Here is an 18,621-nt window from a genome sequence, read left to right as displayed (position 1 = left end):
ACAAAGCGGTGCAGGACGGACTCGGCGCGTCGCGGCCCGAACGTGCAGTTTTGGATAAGCAGCAGGCCGGCAGCCTGCTCTAACGTCCTCGTCATGACGATGACTTCGATCTCCCGCTCCCAGATCTATGTGCTCGACCAGGACGAGGCCCTCGACTTCTACGTCGGCAAGCTGGGCATGGAGGTGAACACCGACCAGGATCTCGGCTTCATGCGGTGGCTCACGGTCAACGTGCCGGGCGACCCTGGCCGGGAGATCCTGTTGGAGAAGCCCGGCCCGCCGGCGCTGGACCCGAAGACCGCGGAGCAGGTCCGGGAGTTGCTCACCAAGGGCGCCACCGGCGGTTTCCTGTTCCTCACCACCGACGACGCGCACCAGACGTACGCGGACCTGGTGGCCAAGGGCGTGGAGGTCACCGACGAGCCGACCGACCGGCCGTACGGGATCGACTTCGGCATCCGCGACCCGTTCGGCAACCGGATCCGGATCGGCCAGATGCATCCGCGCGGGTGATCGCGGGCTGCGGGGATCGCGGCCGGCCGGTTAGGGTCGGCATCCCGATCTTGACGAGGTGACCGATGGCGAGCCGCCTGCTGTTCCTGGCCCGACACGCCGAGCAGGACTCTCCCGAGCAGGAGGCGGACACCGGCCTGTCGGCGCGGGGCCGTCGGCAGGCCACGCTGCTCGGGCAACGCCTGCGCGGTGCGCGCCTCGACGCGGTCCACCACGGGCCGCTGGCCCGGGCCGCGGAGACCGCCGCGCTGGTCGCGGCGGAGCTGCCAGGTGTTCCGGTACGCGTCGACGACCGGGCCGGTGACCACATGCCGCACGACACCGACCCGGCCGGCCTGCCGGAGCGGTACGCGGCGTTCCTCGCCCAGTTCTCCGAGCGGGACCGGCGGGACGGGCCGCGCGTGACGGCGGAGGCGGTGGCCCGGTTCGCCACCGCCCCCGCCTCCGGCGACGTCCGTGAGCTGGTGGTGACCCACAACTTCCTGGTCGCCTGGCTGGTGCGGCACGCCCTGGAGGCGCCGGAGCGCCGGTGGATCGGGCTCAACCACGCCAACTGCGCGTTGACCGTGATCCGCTACAGCTCGGCCGGCCCGCCGACGGTGGTCGCGCTGAACGACGCCGCCCACCTGCCGCCCGAGCTGCGCGCCACCGGCCTGCCGGACGACTACCGCTTCTGAGGCGCGCACCGCACCGCACCGTCCGCGCCGCGGCGGGCCGGCCGACCCGGTCGGCGGGGAGCCGGAGTGGCACCTGCGCGCCGCCACCCGAAGGTCGGCGCCGCGCCGCGCCGGGCACGGGCGACCGGCGCCGCGCCGCCGCTCAGCCGCGCAGCTTCACCACGGCCTCGGCCAGGGCGCGGGCGGACTGCGGGTTCTGGCCGGTGACCAGGCGGCCGTCGACCACCACGTGCTCGGTGAAGTTCGGCGCCGGCACGTGCTGCGCGCCGGCCTCGGCGAGCTTGTCGGCGAGCAGGAACGGCACCGCGTCGGTGAGGCCGACGGCGGCCTCCTCGTCGTTGGTGAAGCCGGCCACCCGCTTGCCGGCGATCAGCCGCGAACCGTCGGAGAGGGTGAGGTTCACCAGCGCGGAGGGGCCGTGACAGACGGCGGCGACCACGCCGCCGCGCTCGTAGACCGAGCGGGCGATCCGGGCCAGGTCCGGGTCGTCGGGGAAGTCCCACATCGTGCCGTGGCCGCCGGCGAAGACGATCACGTCGTAACCGGACGGGTCGACGTCCGCCGCCTTCGGGGTGTCCGTCACGCCGGCGGTGGCGAGGAAGTCGTTCTGGGTCTTGTCGTCGTTGTCCCGGCCGTCGGTCGGCGGCTCGCCGCCGGCCACCGACACCAGGTCGACGTCGTACCCGGCGGCCCGGAAGACCTCCCACGGTTCGGCGGCCTCGCCCACGTAGTAGCCGGTCTTGCGGCCCGTGGTGCCGAGGTCGGAATGGCTGGTCAGCGCGATGAGTGCACGAGTCATGCCCACCATGCTGACGCGCCGAGCCATAGCTGACCAATAGGCGAGAGTCACGTCGGCGATAGGTTTGCTGATGTGAAGGTGTCGCTGGACCTGCTCCGCAGCTTCCTCGCCGTGCACCGGGCCGGGTCGGTCACCGGCGCGGCCGAACTGCTCGGTGTGGCGCAGCCCACGGTGACCGCGCAGCTCCGGGCGCTGGAGGAGGCGGTCGGGCGACCGCTGTTCGACCGGCTGCCCCGGGGCGTCACCCCGACCGCCGCCGGGGACGAGCTGGCCCGCCGGGTGGCCGAGCCACTGGACCGGCTCGCCGCCGTGCTGACCGAGGAGTCGGACGCGGCGTACGCCCGGACGGTCTTCCTCGGCGGGCCGGCCGAGCTGCTCGGCGAGCGGGTGCTGCCGGCACTTGCCGGGCTGGTGGCCGACGGCCTGGAGCTGCGGGTGGTCGCCGGGATGCCGGAGCGGCTGCTGGACGACCTGGTCGCCGGCCGGCTCGACCTGGCGGTGACGAGCGTGCGGCCACGCCGGCGCGGGGTGGTCGTCGAGCCGCTCTACGACGAGGAGTTCGTGCTGGTGGCGGCACCGGTCTGGGCGGAGCGGCTGGCCGGCCCGGTGACCCCGGCGGCGCTGCGCGACGTGCCGCTGGTCGCCTACGGCGAGGAGGCGCCGATCCTGCGCCGTTACTGGCGCACCGTCTTCGACACCCGGCTCACCCGCACCCCCAGCCTGGTCGTGGCCGACCTGCGGGCGGTCCGGTCGGCCGTGGTGGCGGGCGCCGGGGTGAGCGTGCTGCCGGCGTACCTCTGTCGGGGTGAGCTGGCCTCGGGCGCGGTGCGGGCGCTGCTCGCGCCGCCGGTGCCGCCACTCAACACGCTCTTCCTCGCGGCCCGGCCGGCGGTGGCCGGGCGGCGCGAGACGGAGGCCGTGCGGCGGACGTTGCACGCGGCGGCGGCCGGCTGGTGACCGGCCCGGGTCAGCCGGTGGCGCGGGTGAGCAGGCCGACCACCTCGGCGGTGGCGGCCGGCGGGGTCGCCTGCGGCGGGCAGTCCACGTAGGAGCTGGTGGTCGGGCCGATGGTGAGCCGGTAGCTGAACGCGTCGGCGCACATGGTCGCCGGCACGGTGACGGCGGCCTCGGCGGTCAGCCGGGGGTCGACGGTGAGCTGCCGCAGCCGGTCGAGGTCGGCGTCGGCGAGCCGGCCGTCGCGGGTGGCGCCGGCCCGGTCGGTCTTCGTCCAGTGACCGTCCGGCCGCACGGTGATGGTGTCGGTCAGCCCGGCGATGCCGCCGGAACGCACGAGGACCACCTCGACGCCGGGCAGTCCGGTGACGGCCGGTCCGACCGGGGCCGGCGTGTCGGCCCGGGCGCAGCCGGCGAGCGGGGTGAGGACGGCGGCGAGGGCGATCGCCGCGGCGGGGGCTGCTCTCATACCGATCGGACGCACGACGGGGCCACCCGGTTCCGGACCACCGCGCCCCCCTCATCCGTTCGGTCAGTGTCTGAGGCGGGAAACCGTCGCCCTCTTTCACGTCTGTCGATGTCTCAGCTATATCTACATGAGTGACTACCCCCGTCACAACTTCCTTTCAGGAGGGCATGTGAAAAGAACCGTCGCCGCCGTCAGCGCAGCGCTGCTCACCAGCGGCGTGCTGGCCTGCGTCACCAGCACGGCGCAAGCGGCAGCGCCCAGCGCCCCCAGCCCCGAGCGTGCCGCCGCGGCACGCGCCGACAGCCTGCTCCGCGCCAACCCCGGCGCCGTGCAGGGTGCCGGCGGGGAGGCGTACCAGGCCGTCCGCACCAAGGTCGACCCCTCCGGGGCGGCACACACCCGCTACACCCGGACCTACCAGGGCCTGCGGGTCTACGGCGGCGACTTCGTCGTGCACACCGCCCCGAACGGCACCATGAGCGGCACCTCGGTCGGCCTGTCCGCCCCGCTGACGCTCGGCACCAGCGCCAAGGTCGGCGCGGACGCCGCCAAGGCCAGCGCGCGCAAGGCGTTCTCCGGCAGCCTCACCTCGGTCGGCGCGCCCGAGCTGTTCGTGGACGCCAGCAGCGGCAAGGGCCGGCTGGCCTGGGAGACGGTCGCCTCCGGCTGGAAGGCGGACAAGCAGACGCCGTCGAAGCTGCACGTCATCACGGACGCCACCACCGGCAAGGTGATCGGCTCGTACGACGAGATCGAGTCGGTGGTCGGCAGCGGCCAGGGCATCTACACCGGTTCGGTCAGCATCGACACCACGCTCTCCGGCAGCACGTACTCGATGATCGACCCGTCGCACGGCAACGGCCGTACCTGCGACATGAACAACGGCACCTCGACCTGCACCACGTTCACCGACGCCGACAACGCGTGGGGCAACGGCGCCAACTCCAACCGGCAGTCGGCCGCCGTGGACGCCCACTTCGGCGCCGCCAAGACGTTCGACTACTTCCTCAACGTGCACGGCCGCAACGGCATCTTCGGCAACGGCCAGGGCGTGCCGAGCCGGGTGCACTACGGCAACAACTACGTCAACGCGTTCTGGGACGGTTCCCAGATGACCTACGGCGACGGGTCGAGCAACTCCCGCCCGCTGGTCTCGCTGGACGTGGCCGGCCACGAGATGAGCCACGGCGTCACCGAGGCGCTGTCCGGCCTGGTCTACTCCGGTGAGTCCGGCGGCCTCAACGAGGCCACCAGCGACATCTTCGGCAACATGATGGAGTTCTACGCCGCCGCGCCCAGCGACCCGGGTGACTACCAGGTCGGCGAGAAGATCAACATCAACGGCAACGGCACGCCGCTGCGCTACATGTACAACCCGTCGCTGGACGGCTCGTCCGACTCCTGCTGGTCCACCAGCACGAAGAACAAGGACGTGCACTACTCCTCCGGCGTCGGCAACCACTTCTACTTCAACCTGGCCGAGGGCACCGGCGCCACCGCGTACGGCACCTCGCCGGTCTGCGGCTCGGCCCCGGCGGTGACCGGCATCGGTCGCGCCAAGGCGGAGAAGATCTGGTACCGGGCGCTCGACGTGTACTTCACCTCGAACACCTCGTACGTGAACACCACCACCCCGTCGAACACGGCCCGGGCGTACACCCTGCGGGCGGCGACCGACCTGTACGGCAACTGCTCCACCGAGTACAAGGCCGTCCAGGCGGCGTGGACCGCGGTGAACGTGGCCGGCAGCGACGCGCCGTGCAGCTCCACCGGGAACGACTTCTCCGTGTCGCTCTCCCCGACCGCCGGCTCGGTCGTCCAGGGCGGTTCCGCCACCGCCACCGTCGCCACCGCCACCACCAGCGGGACCGCGCAGACCGTGACGTTCTCCGCGTCCGGCCTGCCGACCGGCGCCACCGCGTCGTTCAGCCCCGCCTCGGTGACCTCGGGCGGCTCGTCCACGCTCACCATCGCCACCAGCGCGAGCACGCCGACCGGCACCTACTCGGTGACGGTCACCGGCAACGCGACGTCGGGCGCGAAGTCCGCCACGTACTCGCTGACCGTCACCGGCACCGGCGGCGGCTGCACCGGCGCCGGCCAGAAGCTCGGCAACGCGGGCTTCGAGACCGGCACCAGCCCGTGGACCGGCACCACCGGCGCGATCGGCGCCTTCAGCGGCCAGTCGGCGCACGGCGGCACCCGGTTCGCCTGGCTGAACGGCTACGGCTACAGCAGCAACGAGAACATCGCGCAGTCGGTGGCGCTGCCGAGCGGCTGCTCGACCTACAACTTCAGCTTCTGGCTGCACATCGACTCGGCCGAGTCCACCACCAGCGTGCAGTACGACAAGCTGAACGTGCAGGTGCTCAACTCGTCCGGCACGGTGCTGGCGACGCTGGCGACCTACTCGAACCTGAACAAGGCCACCGGCTACAGCCAGAAGTCGTTCTCCCTGGCCGCGTACGCCGGGCAGACCGTGACGCTGAAGTTCACCGGCACCGAGGACGCGTCCCTCCAGACGTCGTTCGTCATCGACGACACCGCGGTCAACGTCTCCTGACCTGACCGCCCGACCCCGGGGCCCGGCGGCCACCCCACACGGGTGGTCGCCGGGCCCCGCCCGTTACGGTCGCACCATGTCCGACGCGGAGTTGACCGTCACGGTGGACGGCCCGGTGGCGACCGTGGTGATCCGGAACCCGGCCCGGCGCAACGCCATGACCCCGGCCATGTGGCGGCAGCTCCCGGTGCTGCTCGACGGTCTGGAGGCGGACCCGGCGGTCCGGGTGCTGGTGCTCACCGGCGCGGCCGGCACGTTCTGCGCCGGCGCCGACCTCGGCGACCTGGACGAGCTGCTGGCCGCCGGCGACCACAGCATCGCGGTGGCCGCCGAGGAACGGCTCGCCGCGTTCGGCCGCCCCACCGTCGCCGCGATCGAGGGCGCCTGCGTCGGCGGCGGCTGCCAGCTCGCCGTGGCCTGCGACCTGCGGTTGGCCGCGGCGGACGCCCGGTTCGGCGTACCGCCGGCGCGGCTCGGCCTGGTCTATCCGGCGCCGACCACCCGCCGGCTGGCCGGCCTGGTCGGGCCGTCGGCAGCCAAACACCTGCTGTTCACCGGCGACCTCGTCGACGCCGAGCGGGCGCTGCGGATCGGCCTGGTCGACGAGGTGCTGCCGGCCGCCGCGCTCGCCGACCGGGTGGCGGCGCTGACCGCCACCGTGGCCGGGCGCTCCCGGCTCACCGTGACGGCCGCCAAGGAGATCATCGACGGGCGCGCCGACGCCGACCGGATCGCCTGGTGGCACGCGCAGGTGCGGGACAGCGGCGAGGCCCGCGAGGGGGTGGCGGCGGCCAACGACCGCCGACCGCCGCGCTTCGGCTGGACGCCGCCGGCCCCTCGCTGACCGTCTTGTGGCCGGCGCTTGCTCGTCCCGTTGGCCGGTTCCCGCTGACGTTGACCATCGGTCAGGCGCTGCTCGGTCTCGCTCCGATCGGGCTGGTCCTGATCGGCATCATGGCGGCGATGTCCGGCATCGTCTGCTGGCAGATCCCCCGCGACGCACGCCGGGCGAGGCGTTTTTGCGGGTCCGTCCGCTCTGACCGGCACCGCCGTCGTAGCCCCTTGCCGCCCGCATCCACTTGTTACTGTGCGTGACTTCGCGCGATCGTCGCTCAGCGTGCCGGTGAGCGCGGGGGCGGGCGTGGTCCTCCGCCCCCTTTGCTCTGCAACCACCGGCGCATCATGGCCCTGAACAGGGTTTTCGGTCCACGTGGCGCGGCGGCGATCGACCTGTCGTTGCCACGGTACGTGCATGGTGCTTCCGTGGCTGCAGAGCAAAGGCGGCGCGAGGTGAACTCGGCGGCGCAAGGCGTTCTTACGCGGAGCGACACTGGTCAGAGCCGATAAGCGACCAAGGCCTGGACCACCACCCCTCCCGACCGGGACGCCGCTCCCTGACCCCGGCCCAGCTCGCCGACGCGGCGCTCGCGGTGCTCGACCGGGACGGCCTCGCCGGCCTCACCATGCGGGCGGTCGGTGCGCAGCTCGGCACCAGCACGATGGGCCTCTACCGCTACGTCGCCGACCGCGACGAACTGGAGTCGTTGGTCGTCGAGCGGGTTCTCGACCGGGTCGACACGCGTCCGCCGGTGGACGTCCCGTGGCCGGACGGCATCCGGGATCTGGTCGGCCGGGTGCGCGTCGCGGTCGGGGCCCACCCGGCCGTGGTGCCGCTGCTCCCCGCGCACCGCCACCGCTCACCCGGCATCCTGCGCTGGGGCGAGGCGGTGCTCGCGGTGCTGACCCGGGCCGGTCTCGTCGGCACCCGCCGGGTGGTCGCGTTCCGCGCCCTGCTCGGCTACGTGGTCGGCGCGATCCAGATGGAGCACCTCGGCGCACTGGCCGACCCCGGTACGGCGGTCATCGCGGCGCTGCCCCGGGAAGACTTCCCCCTGCTGGCCGAGACCGCGCGCGCGGCCGGTGCGGTCGGCCCGGACGACGAGTTCGACGGCGGACTCGACCTCCTGCTCGGCGGACTCGCCCGCCACCTCGACCGGTGACGGTCGAGTCCCGGGGACCGGTGACGGTGGGGCCGGCGGGCGCCGCGCCGGAGGCGTACCCCCGGCGCCGCCCCCTGTGCCCGCCGGCCCGTCCGTCACCGCGCCAGCGCGACCCAGCTCGGCGTCGCCGGCTCCCGCCGCAGCGGCATGCCCGCCTCGGCCGGGGTCCGGTCACCCTTGCGCTGGTTGCACGCGTAGCAGGCGGCGGTGGTGTTCCCCCAGGTGTTACGGCCGCCGCGGGAGCGGGGCACGATGTGGTCGACCGTGCTGGCCGGGCGGTCGCAGTAGGCGCACCGCCGGCCGTCGCGCGCCAGCACCCCGGCCCGGGACCAGGCCGGGCCGGCGCTGAACCGCCAGCGCGTCACCACGTACCGGACGAGGCGGACCACCCGCGGCATCGGGAAGACGCCGATGAGCCGGTCCGGCTCGGACTCGTGGATCTCCGCGACCCGGCGGCAGAGCATCCGGATCGCGTGCTGGACGGTGACCCGGTGCAGCGGGCCGAGGTCGGCGTTGATGACGAGGACGGCGTCCACCGGGCTCTCCCTTCACGATCGGTCGGTGGTGCGGCGACGAAAAAGCCGCCCGGTCCACGGGGACCGGGCGGCGACGACGTGGGCGCGCGACGTGCGCGTCAGTCGGGCCGTCCGGACCCTGGGCAGCCGTCGCCGAGCAGCCACGACGTCTTCGTGGTGGCGGATCGCAGCGACATGGACGGCTCCCGGAGCGGTGGTTGACCTTGCGCGTTCACGGTAGGTCCACGCCGGAGACGTGGGCAACGTATTTCGATCTCCCGTCGGAGGGCGGTCGCTGCCGGCCGGCCCGTCCGGCCCGGCGGGCGGCGGTGAGCGGGCGGTCGATCCGGGCGCTCATCTGCGCCACCAGTTCGCTCTCCAGCAGCGGCCGGTTCACCTCGGCGGCCACCGACAGCGTCGGGGTGGAGATCGACCGCCAGATCGCGGTGAGCCCGGCCCCGAGACCGACGAGCGCCACCGCCGCCCGGGTGGTGGGGGAGCCGACCGCCGCGGCGGCGCTGGTGCCGACCACCGCCAGCAGCACCGCCAGCAGCGGTGCCAGCACCGGCCAGAAGATGCCCCGGGCTGCCTGCACCACCAGCTTCCGGTCCCGGATGACCAGGTTCCGGGCCACCACCGCCCAGTTCTCCTCGTCCAGCAGGTCCCGTGGATGCAGGCCGCCGGTCAGCACGTCCTGCCACAGGTCGCCCTGGTTGCGCAGCTCGCGGGCCAGCTCGGCGAGCCCGGCCTCGGTCGGGTCGCCGACCGAGGCGCGACCGACGGCGGTGGTCCAGGCGGCCAGCGAGCGGCGCACCACCGCCGCCGAGTACGGCGGCAGCACGCTGGCCAGCTCGTCCAGCCACCGGCTGAGCTGGAACTGCCGCCCGCCGAACCGCCGGACCAGTTCGGTGCCGTCGCCGCGCCGGACCGTGTCGGCGAGCGAACGGCCGAGCCGGTACGCCACCCCGACCCGGTGGTCGGTGGCCATCGTCCAGCGCAGCACGTCGACGTTCAGCTCGTCGAGCGCGAACAGCAGCGGCTCACGGTCGAAACCGGCGGCCCGCCGGGCGGCGGCGGTCGCCGGCAGCACCCGGCCGGCCGGGGTCAGCGCGGCGATCCGGGCCAGCGCCACGTCCACGCCGTCCAGGTACATGCCGAGCCGGTGCCGCCCCGACATCTCGGTCAGGTTGGACAGTTTCGCCGGGGCGGTCGCCGGTCGGTCCCCGCCGTCGGTCAGGTCGGCGGTCTGCGCGTGGTGGTAGGCGTCCGCCATGGACCAGCCGAGCCGCAGCGCGGTGACCACGACCGAACGTTCGTCCCGCCGCTCCTCCGTCCGCGTCGCGGTGCTCACCGCTTGACCTTAATGCGTTATTTGACCGTTTATCGACGGATCATCGGGACCGGCCGGCCAGCAGGCCGCGCGGACGGATCGACCGGACCGGCTCGGCCGCCGCGCCCTCCGCCCGCAGAATGTGGTTCGCCGCGATGATCCCGGTGGCCGCCGAACGCTCCATCAACGCGCTCGGGAACTCGGTCCGGATCCCGTCCCCGGCCAGATAGAGCCCCTCGGCGTCGGTGCGAACCCCCGGCCGGCCGGCGTGGCTGCCCGGGGTGAACGCCGGGGCCTGCGCCTCGACCCGGGCACGCAGCTCACGCACCCGCAGGTCGGCCACCTCCGGCCAGAGCGCGGTCAGCTCCCGCAGCATGCGGGCGGCCAACTCGTCGGCGGGCACGTCCGGCTCGCAGGCGTACGCGTGCAACTCGACCACCGAACCGCCGGTGCGCTCCGCCCAGCGGCGCGGCTCGGCCTCCAGCCGGTGGTACAGCGTCACCGAGTCCAGCGTGGGCTGGCGGGAGACGCCGCTGAACACCGCACGGTCCCGGCGGACGTCGCCGTCCATCCAGTAGCGCGCCACCGCGTACGGCGGGCCGGGCCGGCCGAACGCGGGCATCCGCGCCACCAGCTCGGGCGCGGTCGCGACCAGGCCGGGGGAGGCGTCGACAAGCGCGGCCAGCGCCGGCGGGTCGACGGCGAGCACCACATGCCCGGCCTCCCAGCCGTCGCCGTCGGCGCCGGTCACCCGCCAACCCTCAGGCGTACGGTCCAGCCGGGCCGCCGGCGTGCCGGTCAGCACCCGACCGCCGTGCTTCTCCACGTACCGGGTCAGCGGCTCCCAGATCGCCGTCGCGTAGTCCTCGTCCGGGCAGTCGAAGGCCAGCCCTTCCGGGTTGCCGAGCAGGTAGAAGTGGAACTGGGCGATCATCTCGGCGGCCGACATCTCCGCCTCGTGGTTGAAGAACGAGTGCGAGAAGACCTCGAACAGCATGGCGCGGGCGCGGTCCGGCAGCCGCAGCGAGGTGAGCAGCTCGTCCGCGGTCCGCTCGTCGAACTCCGCGTAGGTGCGCACCGGGTCGTAGGTGAGCAGCGGCAACGCGGCGTCCCGGTCCATCGCCCGCAGGTCCGACAGGCGCAGGCTCGGGCTGCGCAGCAGCAGCGCCAGCAGGTTGGCCGGCGGGGCCGGCGGCAACTTGCCGAATTCCTCGGTCGGCCACTGCGCGGACAGGATCGGATAGCCGGGGATCGGCTTGAGGAAACCGAGCGTCGGGTCGACGCGACGCAGGATCGCGCGCCAGTTCCAGTACTGCCGGAAGAACGCGTGGAACCCGTGCTCGTTCTGCTGCGGGCCGTCCGCCAGCGCCTCCGGCCAGGCGCCGAGCCGGCCGCCGAGGTGCGGCGCGGCCTCCAGCACGGTCACCGACACGCCGCGCTCGGCCAGCACCACCGCCGCCGACATCCCGGCGATGCCACCACCCACCACCAGCGCCGACGCCGGGCGCGGCACGCGCGGCGCGCCACCACCGCCCGGGTCCACCACGTGCTCACGTACGCCGATGAGCCGACCAACCTTCTGCGACAGCCCCACGCCCCACCCTCCGCTCAACAGTGCTCCCCAGTGTGCCTGAGGCTTAAGGAGGGGCCCCTTATTAACGCCTCAGGTAGAGGAAGGGCCCCCTCTTAACAGGCGCCCGGCTCCGGGTGTGAGAAGGGGACCCTGCTCTACCGGAGGCGTTAATAAGGGGCCCCTCCTTTCACTCAGCGGCGGGGGCGGTCCGAGGCGGGCCAGACGTAGTCCAGGTCGGGCGGGGTGTCGGCGGGGAAGATCGGCGCGTAGTGGGCGGGATCCTTGCGCAGCAGCGACGACCGATGGCTGCGGTGCAGGTCGTCGCGGCCCAGCCAGGGCGGCAGGTCGCCGGTGGCGGCAAGCGCGTCCTGGGTCCGGATCGTGGTGATGCCGCAGGCGGTGGCGAGGTCGGTGGCGAGCGTGGCGGCGCAGGTGTCCGCCCGGCCGGGCTCGCACCACACCGCGCACATGTCCAGCCCGTATCGGGTGAGCGCCTCCTCGTACCCGGCCCACATCTTCACCGCCGGGTGGTTGCGCCAGCCGTAGTCCGGGCGGGTCAGCCCGCGCAGCACCTGGATGGCCTCCACGCGCTGCTTGCCCAGCCGCTTCTGGTCCAGGGCCCGGGCGCTGGCCAGGAAGTCCGGATACGGCAGGAACGTCTGCATGGCGGTGCTCTACCCGTACCCGGCGGCACCATGCCTTCAAGATCGCAGGGGGCTGTGCGTGCCGCGAGCGGCTGACTACGATCCGGGCATGGCCGAGCCCCTGCGCGACCGTGCGCGCCGCGCGACCGGGTGGCGGCTCCGCTCGAACGGCGACGAGCGCCCCCACTTCGTGGTCTGCGGCTCCGACCCGCTGGCCTACTGGGTGGTCCGGGCGCTGCTCGGCGCCGGCCCGACCGCCGGTCAGGTGCGGGTCACGCTCGTGGTGCCGGAGCGCCGCCGCTCCGACGGCCCGGACGGGCGGGACGTGCCCGGGGTACGCGTGGTCGCGGCGGACCGGCTCGACGAGGCCACGTTCCGCCGGGCCGGGCTGGCCGACGCGGACGGCCTGGCCCTGCTGCACCAGGACGACGTGGGCAACATGCACGCCGCGCTCTGCGCCCAGGAGGTCGAGCCCCGGCTGCGCCTGGTGGCGCGGATGTTCAACACCAACCTGGCGGACGGGCTGCGGCAGCTCTTCCCCGGCTCGGCGGTGCTCTCCGACGCGTCGATGGCCGCGCCCGCCTTCGTCGCCGCCGCGCTGGGCGAGCTGGCCCCGACCCACTTCCGGCACGCCGGCCGTACGCTCTACGTGGCTCGCCGCGCCGACGTACGCCCGCAGGACGTGGTCTGCGGCCTGGCCGTCACGACCGACCCGGAGCTGGTCCGGGTGCTGCCCGCCGACGAGGCCACGGCCGACGTGGTGCTGGCCGAGGCGACCGGCCGGCCGCCCGGCACCGAGCTGGCCGCGCGCCGGCTGGTGCGGGCCCGGCGACGCCGGCAGCCGGTGGAGGTGCTGCTCCGCGCGATCCGCAGTTTCGCCACCCGCAAGATCGGCATCGCGGTGCTGGTGCTGCTCGGGGTGATCGCGGTGCTGGGCTGGCTGAACGCCCGCGCGGCGGCGGTCACCTGGGGTGAGGCGCTCTACCTCACCCTGGTCACCACGCTCAGCGGCCAGGACCCGGACGTCAACAAGCCGGTCGCCGCGCAGGTCATGCAGGTGGTGCTGAACCTGGCCGGGCTGGCGTTGATCCCGCTGATCACGGCCGCCGTGGTCGACGGCATCGTCAACGCCCGGCTGGCCCTGCACACCGGCCGGATCCAGCCGGACCGCTCCGGGCACGTGGTGGTGGTCGGGCTGGGCAACATCGGCACCCGGGTGATGGCCCAGTTGCACGACTTCGGCGTCGAGGTGGTGGCCATCGACAAGAACCCGGACGCGCGCGGCGCGGCGCTGGCGCACCGGCTCGGGGTGCCGGTGATCGTCGGTGACGCCGGCCTGGAGGAGACGCTCCGCTCCGCCTCGGTCGACACCAGCCAGGCGCTGGTGGTGGTCTCCACCGACGACGGGGCGAACCTGCGCGCCGCGCTGATCGCCCGTTCCCTCGACCCCGACCTGCGGGTGGTGCTGCGGCTGTTCGACGGCGACTTCGCCGAGCGGATCCAGCAGGCGTTCGGCATCGGCATCTCGCGCAGCGTCTCCTACCTGGCCGCGCCGTCGTTCGCGGCGGCCCTGCTGGACCGCGCGGTGATCGCCACCATCCCGGTCGACCGGCACGCGTTGCTGGTCACCGAGGTGCCGGTGGTGGCCGGCTCGCCGCTGGACGGGCGTCCGCTCGGCGCGGTGGCCCGCCCCGGCGAGGTGCGCCTGCTCGCGCACACCCGGGCCGGGCAGAAGGGCGACTGGTCGGTCGATCCGCGCGTGGTGCTGCGCGCCGGCGACCGGCTGACGGTGGTGGCCCGGCGGGCCGGGCTGACCGCCCTGCTGCGCGAGACCACGCCCGTGCCGCCGCCCAGACACCCGGACGAGTGAGCCGGGTTCAGGTCGTGCGGACGCGGGGGAGGGCGTACCCGGCGGCGCCGAGAGCGAGCACGCCGAAGCCGCCGAGCACGCTGGGCAGCGGCAGGTTGACCGCGAGCAGTAGGCAGCCCGCCAGCCCCAGGGCCGCGAGCGCCCGCACCGGCAGCTTCCGGGCCGGGTCACGGTCGAGCGTCAGCGCGGCGGCGTTGGTGATCGCGTAGTAGACAAGCACGGTGCAGCTGGAGAAGCCGATCGCGCCCCGGACGTCGGCGAGCGCCACCACCACGATCACCACGGCGGCCACGGCCAGCTCGGCCCGGTGTGGCACCAGGTGGCGGGGGTGCACGGCGGCCAGCGCGCCCGGCAGGTCGTGTCGGCGGGCCATCGCCAGCGTGGTGCGCCCGACGCCGGCCAGCAGCGAGAGCAGCACCCCGGTCACCGCGACGGTGGCCCCGGCCCGGACCAGCCAGGCCAGCCCGGGGTGGCCGGCGGCGGTCACCACGTCGACCAGTGGCGCCGGGGAGGCGGCCAGCCGGTCGGTGCCCAGCACGCCGAGCGCGACCACGGCCAGGGTCAGGTAGATCGCCAGCACCGCGCCGAGCGCCAGCGGCACCGCGCGGGGGATGGCGCGCTCCGGGTCGCGGACCTCCTCGCCCAGCGTGGCGATCCGCGCGTACCCGGCGAACGCGAAGAAGAGCAGGCCGGCGGCGGTGAGCACGCCGTGTGCCCCGACGTCGACGGGGGCGGTGAGCCGGTCGGCCGTCACCTGCGGCGCGCCGGTCACCGCGACCACGGCCAGCACGGTGAGCACCACCGCGACCAGGATCCGGGTGGCGGTCGCGGTCTTGCCGATGCCGCGCAGGTTCACCGCGGTCACCGCCACCACCGCGAGGACCGCGACGAGCCGCGCCCGCCCCGGCCACAGGTAGGCCCCGACGGTCAGCGCCATGGCCGCGCAGCTCGCCGTCTTGCCGACCACGAACCCCCAGCCGGCGAGGAAGCCGGCGAACGGGTGCAGGCGCTCCCGGCCGTAGACGTAGGTGCCGCCGGACTCCGGGTAGCGGGCGGCGAGCCGCGCCGAGCTGGTGGCGTTGCAGAACGCGACGAAGCCGGCCAGCGCGAGCGCGACCAGGAGCCCGGTGCCGCCGGCCGCCGACGCGGCCGGCGCGAAGACCACGAAGACGCCCGCGCCGAGCATCGACCCCAGACCGATGACGACCGCGTCGGGTACGCCGAGCCGGCGTGCCAGCTGTTCCACACCGGCAGCCTAGGGGCCGGACGTGAACGGCCGGTGCCGCCGACGGGATTCCGCCGGCGGCACCGGGATCGAGGTCAGCAGGGGCCGTTGTCGGTCCAGACGCCCTGGCTGTTGGTCCCCGGGACGTCGCCCTGGGTCCACCACCGCGCGGTCCACCGGTGCCCGCCGTAGGACACCACCGCACCACCGGAGTACGCCGTGCCGGCGGCCCAGGCCGGCGCGGTGCAGGTCCCGCCGGTGGGTGTCGGCGAGGGCGTGCCGGTGGGCGTCGGGGAGGCGGTGGGCGTGGGCGTGGGGGAGCCGGCGCAGGCGCCCTGGTCGGCCCAGACCGCCGCGCTACCAGGCGTCTCGCCCTGGGTCCACCACTTCGCGGTCCAGGTGCGCCCGGCGTACGACACGGTCGCCCCACCGGAGTACGCGGTGGCCGCCGACCAGGCCGGCGCGGTGCAGGTGCCCCCGCCGGGCGGGGTGGAGCCGGTCGGGCTCGGCGACGGGCCGACCACCTCGCCGCCGCGCGCCCGGTCCGAGGCCAGCGCGTACGTCTGGCCGCCGAACGCGAGCGTGAGGTTGGCCGGGCCGGAGATCGGGAGCTGGTAGTTGAGCGTCACCTCGGCATACGCGCCGGGCGCGATGGCGGCCGGCACGGTGAGGCGTACCCGGTTGTGGTCGCCTTTCAGGCCACCCACGTTGCTGCCGGTGTGGCCGGTGGAGACCGTGGTGAGCGCCCAGCCGGACTGCTGGCTGAGCGTGGCCGGGGTGGTGGTCGGGTAGTCGAACTCCAGTTGCGCGCCGGCCGGGATCGGCGCGCCGGTGTTGTTGGTCAGCCGCAGCTCGGGGTTGATCGGGTAGTTGTTGTCGCCGAGCGCGAAGCCGCCCATGTCGACCGCCACGTCCAGCGTCCGGGTGGGCATGGTGATGCCCGCCTTGCGGGCGCCGTACGCCGGTGCGGTCTTCAGCTTGTCGTAGAGCAGCGTGGTGAGCGTGTCGCCCATGCCGTACCGGCCCTTGGCGGCGTCGTAGCCGTAGTCGCCGGCCAGTTCCCAGATCATCACGCCGCCGATGCCCTTGGCGGCCACGTAGTCGGCCTTGGCGGCGAGCGACTGGTCGTCCTCGGTGGAGAGGAAGACCTTCTTGTCGGCGTTCCACAGCCAGGGCGCGGCCAGCGCGGCCGAGTAGTTGCGGGCGTAGCTGCCGCTGATCCGGTCGGCCGGGTCGGTGGCCGGGGTGAGGCCGTACCCGGTCAGGTAGTCGCCGGTGATGCCGGCCTGGAGGTTCTTCGCGTGCCACATCGGGTTGGCGCCGCCGGGCACCTCGTTGCCGGCGGCGTCGAGGTCGTGCCAGAGGTTGTCGATGCCGACCGCGCCGTTGCCGCAGGGGGTGGTGGAGCCGATCGAGCCGCCGGTGCCGGCCGGGCACTTCGTCTGGTCGGGCAGCGCGGCCCGCCCCCACAGCCCGTTGGTGCCGCCGGTGACGCCCTGCCAGCCCCGGGTGTAGTAGGGCACGCCGATGTTCATCCGGCCGCTGGGCAGCGCGCCCCGGAAGTAGTGGTACGCCCAGTCGGTGTTCAGGTAGCCGATGCCGGAGTACGCGCCGTACACGCCGCCGGCGGCCAGCTCGGCGTCGTCGCCGTTGTCGTAGAGCGCCGCGTTCGGCCCGACGAAGTGGTTCCACGCGCCGTGCAGGTCGTACGACATCGCGTTGACGTAGTCGAGGTACTGCAACGCCTGGTAGGACTCCATGCCGCGCAGCAGCCACCCGGACGCGGGCGCGGCCACGGTGAGCAGGTAGTGCCGGCCGTCGGTGGCGGCGGCCCGGTCGAGCTTCTCCCGCAGCGTGCGCATCAGCACCTGGTACGAGGCGTTGAGGCCGGCCCGCTTGGCGTCGGCCTGGGCGAAGTCGAGCGGGTTGCCGGCCTTGTTGTTGGAGGTGGGGTACTCGTAGTCGATGTCCACCCCGTCGAAGCCGTACGTGCGCAGGAACGTCACCACCGAGTCGGCGAACGTGTTGATGCCGGCGGTGTTGACCGTGTTGGTGCCGGTGGTGGTCATCCGGTAGAAGCCGCCGGAGTCGAGCCGGTTGCCGTTGTCGTCGATGAAGCCGCCGGTCTCGGCCCAGCCGCCGACGCTGATCAGCGTGCGGACGTTCGGGTGCTGCTTCTTGTACTTGTTGAGCAGGTTGAAGTGCCCGGTGTAGGGCAGGGCCGGGTCCATCTCGGCGCCGGCCACGCCGGGCCAGGTCATGTTCGTGGCCGGGTTGTTCGCGGCGGCCGGGTTGCCGACGGAGATCTTGTTGTTGCCGTCGACGTGCGCGAACGCGTAGTTGATGTGGGTGATCTTCTGCCACGGGATCTGGTTGACCAGGTAGGCGGGGGCGCCGTTGCGGCCGGTCCGCCAACTGGTGAAGTAGCCGATGATCCGGCGGGTGTGGTCCGCGCCCATCTTCTCCCGGCCGGCGGTGTCGTAGACGGTGCAGTAGGGCACCGACACCCCGGGCGTGCGGTAGAGCCCGTCGGGCCGGCACGCCTCGTCGTCGGCGACGGCCGATCGGGCGTCCGGGGCGGCCACCACCACCGCCATGGCCGCGGTCAGCAGACCGGCGGCGCCGGCCGACAGCCAGCGGCTGATTCGTCTCGCCAGCACGTGCACCTCCTACATTTAACAAACTTAACTGTTAAGGTTGCTAAATGTATACCGGCGTCGATGCGCCGGGACAAGAGGCGGATTTTCAGTCGAGCTGGTCGACCGGCCGGGCCCAGCCACCGAGCCGCGCCGGCAGCGGCAGGCCGTTCCAGGGCACCCGGCGCAGCAGCCGGTCCAGCAGCAGCCCGAGCAGCAGCCCGGCGACCGAGTCGGTGAGCCAGTGCCAGCCCAGGTAGACGGTGGTGCAGAAGACCGCCGTCGGGGGCACCACCCGGACCACGGTGACCAGCCCGGCCGGCACGGTGCGGCCCACCGAGCGCAGCAGCGGCACCAGCAGCAGGGCGAGTACGCCGTACCAGACGATCGCGTTCGCCACGTGCCCCGACGGGTACGACTGGGCGAAGCGCACCGGCAACTCGTGCTGGAACAGCGGCAGCGTCTGCTCGGGCGGCAGGAACGGCTCCTTGACGCTGGCGCTCGGCGCCGGGCGGGCCGTCCACACCTTCAGCGGGCCGATGGTGAAGAACGTCAGCACGAACGCGGTCACCGGCGGCAGCACCGCCCGCACCGAGCGCACCCGCCACGCCAGCAGCACGCCCAGCCCGGCCGCCAGCAGCGTCAGCGGGGTGCCCTGGCCGAGCAGGTTGAACGCCATCGCCACCCACCGGGCGGCGGTCGGCCGGTGCGCGGCAGACCAGTCGGCGACCGCCCGGTCGAGCCCGAACAGGTGCCCGGTGGTGAGCGCCACGGTCAGCGCCACCAGCGCGGCGAGCAGCAGCCCGTCGCACCACCAACCGGCCGGTCGGACGGGCCGCAGCCGCAGGTCGCG

Annotated in this window: 16 protein-coding genes; 7 read left to right on the top strand and 9 right to left on the bottom strand. The window is 73.8% G+C overall.

The window, feature by feature from the left end:
* Positions 1 to 93 precede the first annotated feature (93 nt).
* Complete coding sequence (locus OG767_RS30060; RefSeq protein WP_405091467.1) at positions 94 to 513, top strand: VOC family protein; 420 nt, start codon at positions 94 to 96, stop codon at positions 511 to 513.
* 65 nt (positions 514 to 578) lie between these two features.
* A complete protein-coding gene (locus OG767_RS30055; protein ID WP_405091466.1) occupies positions 579 to 1,190 on the top strand; it encodes a histidine phosphatase family protein in 612 nt (203 codons plus the stop codon).
* Between the two features lie 142 nt (positions 1,191 to 1,332).
* Here OG767_RS30055 and OG767_RS30050 read toward each other — a convergent pair whose 3' ends face one another.
* Complete coding sequence (locus tag OG767_RS30050; protein ID WP_405091465.1) at positions 1,333 to 1,989, bottom strand: type 1 glutamine amidotransferase domain-containing protein; 657 nt, start codon at positions 1,987 to 1,989, stop codon at positions 1,333 to 1,335.
* A 72-nt stretch (positions 1,990 to 2,061) separates the two neighbouring features.
* On the opposite strand from OG767_RS30050, the gene OG767_RS30045 reads away from it, so the two are divergent.
* On the top strand, positions 2,062 to 2,946 hold the full coding sequence (locus OG767_RS30045) for a LysR family transcriptional regulator (RefSeq protein ID WP_405091464.1): 885 nt from the start codon (positions 2,062 to 2,064) through the stop codon (positions 2,944 to 2,946).
* Positions 2,947 to 2,956: 10 nt separating this feature from the next.
* Here the strand turns inward: OG767_RS30045 and OG767_RS30040 are convergent, their stop codons facing one another.
* Positions 2,957 to 3,412 (bottom strand): hypothetical protein, encoded by a 456-nt coding sequence (locus tag OG767_RS30040; protein ID WP_405091463.1) that lies wholly within the window; start codon positions 3,410 to 3,412, stop codon positions 2,957 to 2,959.
* A gap of 169 nt (positions 3,413 to 3,581) precedes the next feature.
* On the opposite strand from OG767_RS30040, the gene OG767_RS30035 reads away from it, so the two are divergent.
* From OG767_RS30035 to OG767_RS30025, 3 genes are all read left to right on the top strand, one after another.
* Positions 3,582 to 5,975: a M4 family metallopeptidase gene (locus OG767_RS30035; protein ID WP_405091462.1), complete on the top strand. Its 2,394-nt coding sequence runs from the start codon at positions 3,582 to 3,584 to the stop codon at positions 5,973 to 5,975.
* Between the two features lie 76 nt (positions 5,976 to 6,051).
* Entirely contained in the window at positions 6,052 to 6,819 is a 768-nt protein-coding gene (locus OG767_RS30030) for an enoyl-CoA hydratase/isomerase family protein (RefSeq protein ID WP_405091461.1), read from the top strand.
* Between the two features lie 586 nt (positions 6,820 to 7,405).
* On the top strand, positions 7,406 to 7,975 hold the full coding sequence (locus OG767_RS30025; protein ID WP_405091460.1) for a TetR/AcrR family transcriptional regulator: 570 nt from the start codon (positions 7,406 to 7,408) through the stop codon (positions 7,973 to 7,975).
* Positions 7,976 to 8,070: 95 nt separating this feature from the next.
* Here OG767_RS30025 and OG767_RS30020 read toward each other — a convergent pair whose 3' ends face one another.
* The 4 genes from OG767_RS30020 to OG767_RS30005 all read right to left on the bottom strand — a co-directional run bounded on the left by OG767_RS30020 (position 8,071) and on the right by OG767_RS30005 (position 12,058).
* Positions 8,071 to 8,511, bottom strand: coding sequence for an HNH endonuclease (locus OG767_RS30020; protein WP_281934552.1), 441 nt, complete (start codon positions 8,509 to 8,511; stop codon positions 8,071 to 8,073).
* A gap of 211 nt (positions 8,512 to 8,722) precedes the next feature.
* Positions 8,723 to 9,841, bottom strand: coding sequence for a hypothetical protein (locus OG767_RS30015; RefSeq protein ID WP_405091459.1), 1,119 nt, complete (start codon positions 9,839 to 9,841; stop codon positions 8,723 to 8,725).
* Between the two features lie 40 nt (positions 9,842 to 9,881).
* Positions 9,882 to 11,414: an FAD-dependent oxidoreductase gene (locus OG767_RS30010; RefSeq protein WP_405094350.1), complete on the bottom strand. Its 1,533-nt coding sequence runs from the start codon at positions 11,412 to 11,414 to the stop codon at positions 9,882 to 9,884.
* Positions 11,415 to 11,584: 170 nt separating this feature from the next.
* A complete protein-coding gene (locus OG767_RS30005; RefSeq protein WP_405091458.1) occupies positions 11,585 to 12,058 on the bottom strand; it encodes an MSMEG_6728 family protein in 474 nt (157 codons plus the stop codon).
* Positions 12,059 to 12,146: 88 nt separating this feature from the next.
* Here OG767_RS30005 and OG767_RS30000 point away from each other — a divergent pair, with 88 nt between their 5' ends.
* A complete protein-coding gene (locus OG767_RS30000; protein WP_405091457.1) occupies positions 12,147 to 13,907 on the top strand; it encodes an NAD-binding protein in 1,761 nt (586 codons plus the stop codon).
* A gap of 7 nt (positions 13,908 to 13,914) precedes the next feature.
* Here OG767_RS30000 and OG767_RS29995 read toward each other — a convergent pair whose 3' ends face one another.
* From OG767_RS29995 to OG767_RS29985, 3 genes are all read right to left on the bottom strand, one after another.
* A complete protein-coding gene (locus OG767_RS29995; RefSeq protein ID WP_405091456.1) occupies positions 13,915 to 15,153 on the bottom strand; it encodes an APC family permease in 1,239 nt (412 codons plus the stop codon).
* A 74-nt stretch (positions 15,154 to 15,227) separates the two neighbouring features.
* Positions 15,228 to 17,792, bottom strand: a complete 2,565-nt coding sequence (locus OG767_RS29990) for a chitinase C-terminal domain-containing protein (protein WP_405091455.1) — start codon at positions 17,790 to 17,792, stop codon at positions 15,228 to 15,230.
* 85 nt (positions 17,793 to 17,877) lie between these two features.
* Complete coding sequence (locus tag OG767_RS29985) at positions 17,878 to 18,615, bottom strand: phosphatase PAP2 family protein (RefSeq protein WP_405094349.1); 738 nt, start codon at positions 18,613 to 18,615, stop codon at positions 17,878 to 17,880.
* Positions 18,616 to 18,621: the final 6 nt, after the last annotated feature.

Origin of the sequence: Micromonospora sp. NBC_01392, assembly GCF_045040125.1 — a bacterium.
In the GTDB taxonomy this organism is placed as follows: domain Bacteria; phylum Actinomycetota; class Actinomycetes; order Mycobacteriales; family Micromonosporaceae; genus Micromonospora.
Note: the sequence above shows the minus strand (reverse complement) of the source record. Positions and strands in the feature narration are given on the sequence as shown.